Origin of the sequence: Streptomyces sp. NPDC056738 (assembly GCF_042790435.1) — a bacterium.
In the GTDB taxonomy this organism is placed as follows: Bacteria; Actinomycetota; Actinomycetes; order Streptomycetales; family Streptomycetaceae; genus Streptomyces.
Genome location: NZ_JBHTZF010000005.1, coordinates 33,624 through 44,935 on the forward strand (window position 1 = coordinate 33,624; position 11,312 = coordinate 44,935).

The following is an 11,312-nucleotide window of genomic DNA, read 5'->3' on the forward strand; positions in this document are numbered from 1 at the left end:
CGCGGGCTGACCGGAACCCTCACCATGGCCGGGGCTTCCCGCTAGGCTCCGCCGAGCATGAGCCCGACGCGCCCCGTCACGCCGGAACATCGGCGACCGGCACCCTTGGCGGGTGCCGGTGGGGCGCCGACCCCTCACGTTCGTGTACCGACACCCCTCACAGAGGTCCGATGCCTACCCTCAGATTTGGCAAGTACCTGACATTAGCGGCAAGCGCCCTCCTGCTGCTGGCCACCGCTCCGGGGGCGGTCGCCGCCACCACGGATCCGGCGCACAGTGCGCGGGGAGCCACCACCGCCGCGGCGGCCGAGACATGGAAGGCGCCGCTCTCCACCCGCGGACGGTACATCGTGGACGCCGACGGCAACCGTTTCCGGCTGAAGTCGGCCAACTGGGACGGCGCACAAGGCTCCTGGACCGGCAGCGGCAGCAAGGACGACCCGGCCAACCAGCACGCCGGCCAGAACTCCTACGGCATCCCCCTCGGCCTGGACCGCGCGTCGCTGCCCCAACTGCTCGACGACTTCCACCGGCTGGGCATCAACAGCATCCGGCTGCCCTTCTCCAACGAGATGATCCATGCGACGGCCCCCGTGCCGGACGTGGCCGTCACGGCCAACCCGGGGCTGCGCGGCAGAACACCGCTCCAGGTCTACGACGCCGTGGTCGCCGCCCTGACCCAGAGCGGCTTCGCCGTCATCCTCAACAACCACACCAACACCTCGCGTTGGTGCTGCGGCGTCGACGGCAACGAGCGCTGGAACAGCAGTCAGTCCACCCAGCAGTGGGCGGACGACTGGGTCTTCATGGCCCGCCGCTACGCCGGTGACCCGCGCGTCGTGGGCGCCGACCTCTACAACGAGGTACGCCGCGACGTACTCGACGACCCCAACTGGGGCCTGGGCGACGCACACGACTGGTACGCGGCGGCCCAGCTCGCCGGGGACCGCATCCTCGCGGAGGCCAACCGCAACCTCCTCATCGTCATCGAGGGGATCAACTGGACCGGCATCCCGGTCGACGGCTTCGCGCACGGCCGTCCCACCCTCACCCCCGCGCGCAACCTCTCGCACACCCTCGTCGCGGCCCACAAGCTGGTGTACTCCGCGCACTTCTACGGATACACCGGTCCCAGCCACAGCGGGGCGACCGGCATCGGCGAGACCCACGACGCCCGCTACCAGGACCTCGGCCGTGACCAGCTCTACCAAGTCCTGAACGACCAGGCCTTCTTCGTCTCCTCCGAGGCGAACCAGCACTTCACCGCTCCCGTGTGGATCAGCGAGTTCGGCATCGGCGCCGGCGAGACGGGCGCGGCGGCCCGGACCTGGTTCGGCAACATCACCGACTACTTCGCCGACCACGACGTCGACTTCGCCTACTGGCCGCTCGTCGGCTGGGAGGGTCACGACGACTGGTCCCTGCTGCGCTACGACACCTCCGGCAACCGGTATGGAATCCTCGACCAGTCCGACTGGCGCGGCACCGCGTGGAACCGGCTCACGACCGCACCGACCCGCACCGGACCGGTGGACGCCGTCCCGAGTTGGCACATGCTCGCCACCGATCACGGCGACTATGTGCAGTCGCTGCGGGTGCGCGCGGGCGGCGACTGGAACTCCGGTGCGTCCAAGGCCGTCTGCCCCGACGGCGAACGGCTGATCGGACTCGGCCACAGCGGTGTCCGCGCGCTGTGCACCGACGTCTCCACCGGTGACCTCCGCTCCCCGGCCGACACCCAGACGGTCGTCACGGACGAGCGCCATGTGCCCTCGGGCGGCGACTGGGCCTCGGGGTACACCAAGTTGCAGTGCCCGTCGGGGAACTACCTCATCGGATACAGCCGCCGGGGCGGCCGTACCTCCGCCGCGCTCTGCGTGCCGGCTGCCGGCTCGTTGGCGGGCGCGGGGCGGACGGTGTGGTTCGACCGCTCCGACAACCGGCCCGCGGGCGCGGCCGGAGGCGACTTCGCCAACGGCGACTACAAGGGACAGTGCGCCGATGACGAATACGCCGCCGGAATCGCCTTCACGACCCGGTTCGGAGCCAGTCAGGGCCCGGCCGCACTGCTCTGCCGCAAGCTGAGCTGATCAGGACGCGCCCGTCTCGACGAGCGGCGCGCACCCGGGCGCACGGTGCCCGGGTGCGCGCCGCGCCGCGACCGTTGTACGAGGCTTTGGCGTCCGGTGACGGGAGCGGCCTCAGAACCGCCGCGCCGATTCCTCCGCGTGGGCCATGCGCCGCAGGCTCAGCAGCACCGGCTCGTACAGCACCGTGAGCGCGACGGCCGCCTCGATCTGCTCGCTCGGGGTCGGCTGCTCCTCGACCAGGTCCAGGTCGGTGACCGCCAGTTGCGCCGCCAGCCGCCCGTACGGGAGCAACGCCTCGGTGTCGCAGGGGTAGCCGAGCCGGACCAGCGCGGCGACCGAGTCGATGAGCCGCCGGTGAGCGGGGCTGAACAGGTGCCCGCCCGGTTCGCAGGACCAGCCGAGCCGCTCCAGCAGCGCCTCCACCGAGCGGGAGGCCGTGGCCACCGCCGGATCGTCCTCGTCGGGCTTCTCGGCGGTGGGCAGCGCCCGGGTCGCCGCGCCCAGCCGCAGATGGTGGTCCAGCGACTCGTCCTCGGCAGCGGCGATCACCTCGCGCGCGTCGGCCACCGAGACCCCGCCGATCTGGATCAGCGCCCGCACCAGACGCAGCCGCCGCAGGTGGTTCTCCCCGTACTCGGCCTGGGTGGCGGAGACGCGGCGGCCCGGCTGGAGCAGTCCCTCGCGCAGGTAGTACTTGATCGTCGCGGTCGACACTCCGCTGCGCTCGCTCAGTTCCGCCAGCCGCATCCTGTTGCACCTTTCATTGGACAGTGGCACTATCCAAACATGGATCGTGCCACTATCCAATACGGGAACGGGGAGTCTCATGGGTAATGCACCGACATCCGGGCGACGGGTCACAGCGGCGGCCGAGGGCGACGTCGTCGTCTTTCTCATCGGCATGCGGATCAACCGCTGGCTGGCCGTCCGCCACTGGCTGCCGACGCTGACCGCGATGCCGCGCATGCTGAAGGAACTCTCTCGGGACAGCGAGAGTGGGCTGCTGGGCCACCGGTTGCTGAGCGGAGGACCGCGCGTGTTCACCGTCGCGCAGTACTGGGAGTCGCGCGAGAAGCTGCTCGCGTACGCCTCCGATCAGACCCGGGAGCACCGCCCCGCGTGGGCGGCGTTCAACCGAGGGCTGCGGAACAGCAACGGGGCCGTGGGCATCTGGCACGAGACGTACATCGTGCCGGCCGGTTCGTACGAGTCGATCTACGTCGACATGCCGCCGAGCGGTCTGGGCGCGGCCTGGGGAGTCGAGCCCGTCGAACGACGTGGGGAGCGCGCGGCGCAGCGGCTGGCGGGCAAGGCCCCCTCGTAGCGCCGGACCGACGGCCCGAGCCGCTACCGCGCGCGCCGGTCCCGCCCCGGGTGGGTCCAGATCCGCAGCGGGCCGATCGCTTCGAAGCCGTGCCGCAGGGCGGCGGCCAGGTCGTCGCCCTGCTCGTAGCCGACCACGGGCAGGGCGGGGAACAGCGCGTGGACGGCGTTCAGTACGCCCGGCCAGGCCGCTTCGGGGCCGCCGTCGCGGGCGAACACGTTGGACACACCGACCAGGTGGTCGCTCCGGCTCGCCACCGCTCCGGCGGCCACGCGGCCGTCGGCCGCGCGTCCGGCGAGCACGAAGGTGGCCGGGTCGTCGAGCAGTTCGGGGCGGAACAGATCGGCGTCGCCGTTCCCGTCGTCCCAGGCGGACGCCCAGTCGAGCAACGCCCCGGGATCGTCCACCACGTTCCACGCGAGCTCCGTGGGTCCGGTGGGCGGGGTCGCGGGACGGTGGATCCACTGCGCCTCGAAGAGGACCCGGAAGCCGGCCGCCGTCAGATCGAGGTCGGCGAAGCTGTCCTTGACGGAGGCACCCGGTGCGGAGGTGTCGATGCGGGCCGCGAGTGCGGCCGGGTCGGCGCCGGGCTCCAGCGTCACCGCGTCCGGGTAGTACGGCGGAGTACGGGCCGGGGCGGCCCACACCTGCCGCGTGAACGCGCCCTCCACACCGTGTGATCGGCTCATCGCGGCGCACCACTCGGCGTTGTTGCGGGCGGCGGCACGGACCATGGGAGGGTTCGGCGTCTTCATGAGTGCGGATCATGGCACGCCAGTCGTGGCGGCTCCTCGCCCTTTCTCGCCGGCAGCCTCCTCGCCCCGCTCGCCAGGACTCTCTTCGCGGGGTCTGACCGGGCCGCTCTTCGCCCTGTCCCTCCGGGTGGACACGATCGCCCGGAGGGACAGGACTGGAGGGGGTGAGGGCCCGAGACCGGGCAGGGATTCGGGCCCTCACGTGTCGCGCATCCGTCGGGGGCGTTTGCGCGCTGACCACTTCAACGAGCTTCGTGTCCGGGGGATACGTTTTCGTCGCGGGGCCCGGCCGCCCTGGCCCCGGCGGGTCCGAGGACCACGCGGATCGGCCGCTCAGGGCAGCCGCTCGACCAGCCTGTCGACGAGCGGAGACGGGTGGGAGAGCGCCGCCAGGTGTCCGCCGGGAATGGTCTCGGCCTCGATCCCCAGGCGGTCGCGCGCCACCCTGCGCTGGAAGCCGACGGGGAAGAACCGGTCCCCGGTCGCGGACAGTACCCGTGTGGTGGTGTCCGGCCATCGCTCGATGTCACAGGGCTGGCCGAAGGCGATGTCGGCCTCCGGCCGCTCATGACCCTCACCGGCCGCGACGATCTCGGCCGGGACGTCGTGCAGGAAGTAGGTGTCCAGGTCGAACTCGGTGCCGTAGCCGCCCGCTTCGGCGGCGGCGAGGCGGGCCGGCTCCGATCCGGTGTTGCCCCACCACTGTCCGGGCGTCTCGCCCGGCAGCGGGACCATCGCGTTGACGAGCACCAGCAGCCCGACCGGAACACGGTCGCAGACCATCGGTGCCGTGAAGCCGCCCATGGACTGCGCGACCAGCACGGTGTCGGTGCGTTCGCCGATCGCCGCGACCACGGCGTCGGTGTACTCGGGCAGCCCCGCGGACTCGTCGGCGCCGGGCAGGTCGACCGCGATCGCCTCGTGCCCTCTCGCCCGCAGTTCGGACACCACGGGATGCCAGTACCAGGCCGAACCCCCGGCCCCGGGAATCAAGACAAACACCCTCGTCCTCGCCTCCGTCCGTTTTCACCCTCACGATGCAGACCGCCGGGAGCGACGAAAGTCATCGGTGGCGGTGACGACCTGGCAGCCCTCGTGATCGATGGTCCGGCCGGACGGCGCCGCCGCGGCGCAGAACACGCGGACGAAGTCGCGCTCCCGTACGACCGTGGCCTCCTGGCACTCCACGCAACGGCGGAACGCCGTCCGATGGGTGAGCCCGCCGCCAGGCCTGCCCGTCAGCCGGCCGCGGCCGCCGGTGTCTCGGGCGCGAGGACCGGTGGGGGTCCGAACAGGGAGCTGAGTACGGCGAGTTGGGTGTCGATCGCCTCGAGCGCGGTCAGGGCGGTGGGGACGGAACGGTCGGCGGGAGAGCGCGGCCCGGATGGGGCGAGCCGCTCCCGCGGGGGCGCTTCCGGCGTGGACGGCGGGGTCGGGCGGCGACCGATCGCACGGCGTACGGTCAGTGCGTGCGCCGCGATACCAGCCCGCCGCCGGGTCACGGCGGGGTCGGTGGCCAGCGCGTCGGGGGCTCGTCCGAGGGCGTCGGTGAGCTCGTCGACGGGATCGGCGCAGCGCCGCAGGGCCGTCACGGACCCGAGCGTGACCTGGTCCGGGCGCCGGTGGGCGGACAGGGCGCGGGGGACGGGTACGGCGGCCAGGATCCGCATCGGGGCCGTCACCGTCGCCAACTGCTCGACGCGGTAGGTGAATCGGGCCTGTGCCAGGCGGACGGCCGGGCCGTTCCGCCAGTCCGCCTCCATCAGCTCGCCCAGTCCCGACAGCGCCGCCGCGGTCCGGGCCCGTACCACCGCCTCGGTGCGGATCGGCAGCACGAGCCAGGAAGCCGCCACGCCGAGCACCGCGCCGGCCGCGATCCCGGCCAGCCGGGTGTGCAGCAGATCTCCGGGGTTCTGTCCGAACCAGTCGTAGAGCAACGAGAGTACGGCGGTGACGCAGGCCGCCCAGTACGCGTAACTGAGTTCACGCAGCCACGTGGCCACGGCCAGCACGACGAAGATGACGACCACCGCGGTGTCCGACCGTGGCCCGAACCCTCCCGAGACGGCGGTCGCCACCACCGTGCCGGCCGCAGCGCCCAGCGTGCGCCAGGCCCCCTTGACGAGCACGTCGCCGCGGCTGCGCGCACCGCTGCACACCAGGAAGGCCGTGAGGACCACCCACGCCCAGTGGTCCGGCCACAGATCCCGGCCGATGGCGAACGCCGCGGTGAGTGCCGCCGCCATCTGCAGCGCCATCCGGGTGCTCACGCTCGGCCGCCGCCCTGGGGGGCGGGGTGCCGCGGTCACCCTGGCCGAAGGGGGCCGCCTGACGAGACCGGTGCGCTGGGCGGTCCACGTCACGACGGTTCCCCAGACGACCGCCGCCAGCGCCGTCACCGCCGCCCAGGCGGTGCCCTCGTGTCCGCCGGCGGGAACCATGCCCGCGGGCACCACCAGGACCGCGATCAGCGGCAGAACGACCAGCGTGCCCGCCCGCGTCGCACGGGCGCCGAACCGGCGTACCCAGATCGCCCCGGCGACCCCCACGACGAACGCGGCGTCACCCGCGAGGGGGTGTTCCTGGATCAACGTGCTCAGTTCCGTGCCCGCCGCGGCCGCGCACGGCAGCACGGCGCAGGCCACCAGCCGGTCCGTCCGGTCGAAGAGGCGCTGCACGCGGCCGAGCGCCGAGGCGATCACCACCGCCTGCACGACACTGTCCACGCGCAGCCCTGCCTCGTGCTCGACGAGCAGCGCCCAGCCGTACGTGCCGAGCACCGTGGCCATGGCCACGGCCGTCGTCCGCAGGTGCGTCCCTCGTGGATCGAAGCGCAGCGCACGACGCGTCGACCTCGGAAAACTACGCACCACGTAGGATCACCGCCAAGAGAACCGCTGGAACAAGCCATCTGGAGTCGAGCACTCCAACAGGATCGTAAGTGATACCTTAGCAATGTGATGGGAGAGCGAACAGAACACGAGGACGCCGGACGATCCCGGTCCGAGGCGCGGGACGGCCGCGCCTCCGCCGAGATCCGCCAGGGCGTCATCCGGCTCGCCCGCAGGCTGAGCGCGGAGCGCCCCGCGGACGGGCTCAGCCTCAACAAGAGCAGCGTGCTCGGCCACCTGCGCCGCAACGGCCCGATGTCGGCCGGCGCGCTGGCCGCCGCGGACCATCAGCAGCCGCAGTCCCTGACCCGGGTCTTCGCGGACCTCGAACAAGAAGGCCTGATCAGCCGCACGCGCGACACGCAGGACGGGCGGCAGCGCGTGGTGGAGCTGACGGAGGCGGGCCGTGCGGCCCTCGCCCGTGACATGGCGCAACGCGACGCCTGGCTCGACATCGCCCTCGTCGAGCTCACCGAGACGGAGCGTCAGGTCCTCCTGCTCGCGGCCCGCCTGATGAACCACCTCGCCGATTCCCCGGCCGCCGTGTCCGGCTCCACGACCCGACCCCACTGACGGAGGCTCCCGTGTCCTGGCCCGACCACGCCATCTGGTGGCACGTCCATCCTCTGAGCTTCCTCGGCGCGGAGCCGGACGCCCTGCCCGCGGACGCGCCCGTGCGGCACCGGCTGCCGGTCCTCGTCGACTGGCTCGACCATCTGATCGGGCTCGGCTGCAACGGCCTCGCCCTGGGCCCGGTCTTCGCCGCCGAGAGCCACGGCTACGACACGACCGACCCCTTCCGGATCGATCCGCGCCTGGGTACCGAGGCGGACCTGGTCGAACTGATCGACCGCGCCGCGTCGCGCGGGGTCCGCGTCCAGCTCGACGGCGTCTTCAACCACGTCGGCAGGTCCTTCGCGCCCTTCGCCGACGTGGCCCGGCGCGGTGCCGCCTCCCCGTACGCGGACTGGTTCGTCCCCGAGGGCGACGACTTCCGGACCTTCGAGGGGCACCGTCATCTCGTCGCGCTGAACCACGCGGCCCCCGCGGTCGCCGACCATGTCGTCGACGTCCTCGGCCACTGGCTCGACCGGGGCGTCGCCGGCTGGCGGCTGGACGCGGCCTACGCGGTGCCCCGGCCTTTCTGGCGGACCGTCACGGACCGGGTCAGGTCACGTCACCCCGGCGTGTGGTTCAGCGGCGAGGTCATCCACGGCGACTACGCCTCGTACGTCGTCGAGGGCGGACTGGACACCGTGACGCAGTACGAACTGTGGAAGGCGATCTGGAGCTCGCTCAACGACCGCAATCCGCACGAACTGGCCTGGTCGCTCAAGCGTCACAACGCCCTGCTCGACACCTTCGCCCCGCAGACGTTCGTCGGCAATCACGACGTCACCCGCGTCGCCAGCCGGCTGGAGGAACCCCGTCACCTGGCGCACGCGCTCGCCGTGCTCTTCACCGTCGGGGGGACACCCTCCGTCTACGCGGGCGACGAGCGGGCCCGCGAGGGCGTCAAGGAGGACCGGGTGGGCGGGGACGACGCCATCCGCCCCGCGTTCCCCGCCACCCCGGCGGATCTCAGCGCCGAAGGGATCGCCGTGCAGCGGCTTCACCAGACCCTGGTGGGTGTGCGTCGACGCCACCCCTGGCTCGTACGTGCCCAGACCCGGGTCCACACCCTGGACAACACCGTCCTCAGCTACACCCTGGCCGCGCCCGACGCCGGTTCCACTCTGGCCGTCGCCCTGAACTTCGGAGCCGGTCCGGCCACCGCGGGCATTCCGGCCGCCGCGTGGACGTCCGTCGCCGGTGACGCCTCCGTCGATTCCGGAACGGGTACCGTCTCGCTTCCCCCGGCGGGCTGGTTCATCGCCACGACACCGGGAAGCCACAACTGATTCCGGGCCCGGCCGGACTTGATTCCGGGCCGATCCACCCTGATTCCGGGCCGATCGACCCTGATTCGGGGACGGCCGACCCTCGTTTCCCGGAATCGACCATGGCGAGGAATCGAGGGTCGTGCGCCCGTCATGGCAACCGGGCGCACAAAAATCGTCGACGCGTCAAATCCACCCTCTCGGGAAACGCTTCCTCAGTGTCGGTCGTCCCGTGATTTCACCTTGTTGAAATGTTCCCGGTAGTGGATTTCGGACAGATGAATCACGCGGCGTCCGCGCCGAATGCGCGAGCCCACGCATTGCGCCAGAGCGTGAGCCGGCGCCCCTGTTGTCCGCATGCCTGTACATAGGCGACGAGGAGTTCCTCGGACGGCATACGAAAACCGGCCAGAATGTCCGCGACCGTGCTGCGCGGCAAAGGGCCGGCCCCGAGATCGCGGGCCTTCTTCTCCATTTCGCGCAGGGACGGCTGGCCGGCGGCGAGCCGGGCCTGGTGCATCGCTTCGAGGAGGTGGGCCGGGTGGTACACGAGTTCCAGCCTGCGTCCGGCACGTGGCGCGGACTGCACCTCGCGGCCGTCGGGAGTGTGGCCGGATTGCCGCGCCGCCTGCTCCCAGCGCAGCCGGGCTTCACGTCGCGTCGCCCCGCAGACCTGCGCATACGCCTCCACGACATGGCGGCGGGGCAGGAAGGTGCCACGGTCGGCGCGGGAGAGGGTGACGGCGGAACACGCGGGGTCCGCGATCCGTAGTCCCTCGGTGAGCTCGGCCATCTGTCGGTAGGTGAGTCCGGATCGTTGGCGCAGCGAGCGCAGCCATTGCGCCAGTTCATAACACTGCGCGGATTGCGGGATCGGTGTTCGGCTCCGCCCCACCATTGCCCCCTGGATGTCGAGACTGCCGGACGCGTGACGCGTCCGAGGGTATGTCGATCGACGAAGCCCACTGATTCGGCCGATGCCGGGGCCCGGGCATTGCGTACCACGAGGGGGCCCGTTTTGGTCTTTACTTGGGCTCACATAGATCGACGCTATGGATGGCCTCGACGAAGAGTCAAGATGGCTTTACTTTACTTTACTCTGCATGGGGATCCCTTTCCTTTCGGTGGATTTTTGGTTCATTTTGTCCGAGAAGCGGAGTGATGGGGTCCGTGCGTCGACATGGGGTTTTACGCGAGCGACTCCCGAGCGGCCCAGTGGGTGTCCCGAATCCCGCTGCATAACGGCCTTGCTGGCTCATTCACCGCTCTGGTGACATGGATTTGCCCGACCGGAGGTGCCGGCCGGCCCTGCTCCTGTCACATCTACGGAGGAATGCGATGACCACCGTGTCGAATGCCGCCCAGGTCGAAATCATCGAGCTGCTCAAGGAGGTCAAGCCGGGCATAGCCGACCAGACGATCGAGCCCGGACAGTCCGTCGTCGAGGACCTGGGCCTCGACTCGCTCGACCTGCTCCAGCTCGCCCGTCGCATCAACCGGCACTTCGGCGTCGAGTTCGACCTCGACCAGTGGAACGCCGAAGCCGACGAGCACCACCGCAGCATCGCCTCGATCGTGGCCGTCGTGGCCGCTGGCAGTCGTGCCTGAGCCGGCCGCGGCCCCCCGCGTCGCGCTCGTCACGGGCGGATCCCGGGGCATCGGCGCCGCTGTCTCCTACCGCCTGGCCGCCGACGGACTCACCGTGCACCTCGTCTGCCGCAGCGCCCTGGACGCCGGACGCCGTGTGGTCAAGGAGATCGAGGCCAGCGGCGGCCGGGCGGTCCTGCACCAGGCCGACATCGGCGACGAGTCCGACGTCGAGACCCTGGTCGAGCGGGTGACCGCACAGGAGGGCGCCCTGCACGTCCTGGTCAACAACGCGGCCGTGATCGACGACCAGCTCCTCGCCGTGACCCGCACCGACCGCTGGGAGAACGTCCTGCGGACCAATCTCACCGGCCCCTTCCTCACCAGCAGGGCGGTCCTGCCCACGATGCTGGACCAGGGCTGGGGCCGCATCATCAACATCTCCTCCAACTCGGCCCGTACCCCGGGACCGGGACAGAGCGCCTACGCGGCGTCCAAGGGCGGCGTCGAGGCCCTCACCCGCGCCCTGGCCGTCGAGGTCGGACGCAAAGGCATCCGGGTCAACTGCGTGGCGCCCGGCAAGGTCCGCACCGAGATGACCGCGGCCGTCGCCGACCAGCTCGGCTCCGACAGCGACGGCACCCGCTGGGGACTGCCCGAGGACATCAGCGGACTCGTCGCCTTCCTCGCCCGTGACGAGGCGGACTACATCCAGGGCCAGACGTTCACGGTGGACGGCGGCCGCATGGTCATGCGCAGCCCGGGCCGGCGATCCCGGTGAAGCA

At 71.2% G+C, this 11,312-nt stretch carries 11 protein-coding genes; 6 read left to right on the plus strand and 5 right to left on the minus strand.

Translation table 11 applies throughout. The features are described from left to right. Positions 1 to 170: 170 nt before the first annotated feature. Entirely contained in the window at positions 171 to 2,090 is a 1,920-nt protein-coding gene (locus tag ACFRIC_RS14200) for a glycoside hydrolase family 5 protein (RefSeq protein WP_382784379.1), read from the plus strand. A 111-nt stretch (positions 2,091 to 2,201) separates the two neighbouring features. Here ACFRIC_RS14200 and ACFRIC_RS14205 read toward each other — a convergent pair whose 3' ends face one another. After that, positions 2,202 to 2,837 carry a MerR family transcriptional regulator gene (locus ACFRIC_RS14205; protein WP_382784382.1) on the minus strand — a complete coding sequence of 212 codons (636 nt, stop codon included), beginning with the start codon at positions 2,835 to 2,837 and terminating at the stop codon, positions 2,202 to 2,204. A 79-nt stretch (positions 2,838 to 2,916) separates the two neighbouring features. Between ACFRIC_RS14205 and ACFRIC_RS14210 the strand changes: the two genes are divergently transcribed. Then, positions 2,917 to 3,414 (plus strand): DUF4188 domain-containing protein, encoded by a 498-nt coding sequence (locus tag ACFRIC_RS14210; protein WP_382784384.1) that lies wholly within the window; start codon positions 2,917 to 2,919, stop codon positions 3,412 to 3,414. A 23-nt stretch (positions 3,415 to 3,437) separates the two neighbouring features. On the opposite strand, the gene ACFRIC_RS14215 is transcribed toward ACFRIC_RS14210, so the two are convergent. The 3 genes from ACFRIC_RS14215 to ACFRIC_RS14225 all read right to left on the minus strand — a co-directional run bounded on the left by ACFRIC_RS14215 (position 3,438) and on the right by ACFRIC_RS14225 (position 6,958). Then, on the minus strand, positions 3,438 to 4,169 hold the full coding sequence (locus ACFRIC_RS14215; protein ID WP_382784387.1) for a hypothetical protein: 732 nt from the start codon (positions 4,167 to 4,169) through the stop codon (positions 3,438 to 3,440). A 333-nt stretch (positions 4,170 to 4,502) separates the two neighbouring features. Next, positions 4,503 to 5,171 carry an alpha/beta fold hydrolase gene (locus tag ACFRIC_RS14220; RefSeq protein WP_382784390.1) on the minus strand — a complete coding sequence of 223 codons (669 nt, stop codon included), beginning with the start codon at positions 5,169 to 5,171 and terminating at the stop codon, positions 4,503 to 4,505. 236 nt (positions 5,172 to 5,407) lie between these two features. Then, the gene (locus tag ACFRIC_RS14225) at positions 5,408 to 6,958 is read right to left on the minus strand and encodes an FUSC family protein (protein WP_382785885.1); all 1,551 of its coding nucleotides are present in this window, start codon (positions 6,956 to 6,958) and stop codon (positions 5,408 to 5,410) included. 171 nt (positions 6,959 to 7,129) lie between these two features. Between ACFRIC_RS14225 and ACFRIC_RS14230 the strand changes: the two genes are divergently transcribed. Both ACFRIC_RS14230 and ACFRIC_RS14235 read left to right on the plus strand, forming a co-directional pair. After that, positions 7,130 to 7,633, plus strand: a complete 504-nt coding sequence (locus tag ACFRIC_RS14230; RefSeq protein ID WP_382784393.1) for a MarR family winged helix-turn-helix transcriptional regulator — start codon at positions 7,130 to 7,132, stop codon at positions 7,631 to 7,633. An 11-nt stretch (positions 7,634 to 7,644) separates the two neighbouring features. Then, positions 7,645 to 8,961: an alpha-amylase family glycosyl hydrolase gene (locus tag ACFRIC_RS14235; protein ID WP_382784396.1), complete on the plus strand. Its 1,317-nt coding sequence runs from the start codon at positions 7,645 to 7,647 to the stop codon at positions 8,959 to 8,961. A gap of 262 nt (positions 8,962 to 9,223) precedes the next feature. Here ACFRIC_RS14235 and ACFRIC_RS14240 read toward each other — a convergent pair whose 3' ends face one another. After that, on the minus strand, positions 9,224 to 9,838 hold the full coding sequence (locus ACFRIC_RS14240) for a helix-turn-helix domain-containing protein (protein WP_382784398.1): 615 nt from the start codon (positions 9,836 to 9,838) through the stop codon (positions 9,224 to 9,226). 440 nt (positions 9,839 to 10,278) lie between these two features. Between ACFRIC_RS14240 and ACFRIC_RS14245 the strand changes: the two genes are divergently transcribed. Together ACFRIC_RS14245 and ACFRIC_RS14250 are read left to right on the plus strand one after the other, a co-directional pair. Next, positions 10,279 to 10,548: a phosphopantetheine-binding protein gene (locus ACFRIC_RS14245; protein ID WP_382784399.1), complete on the plus strand. Its 270-nt coding sequence runs from the start codon at positions 10,279 to 10,281 to the stop codon at positions 10,546 to 10,548. Beyond that, on the plus strand, positions 10,541 to 11,308 hold the full coding sequence (locus tag ACFRIC_RS14250; protein WP_382784402.1) for an SDR family NAD(P)-dependent oxidoreductase: 768 nt from the start codon (positions 10,541 to 10,543) through the stop codon (positions 11,306 to 11,308). Before ACFRIC_RS14245 ends, ACFRIC_RS14250 begins: the two co-directional genes overlap by 8 nt. Positions 11,309 to 11,312 lie beyond the last annotated feature (4 nt).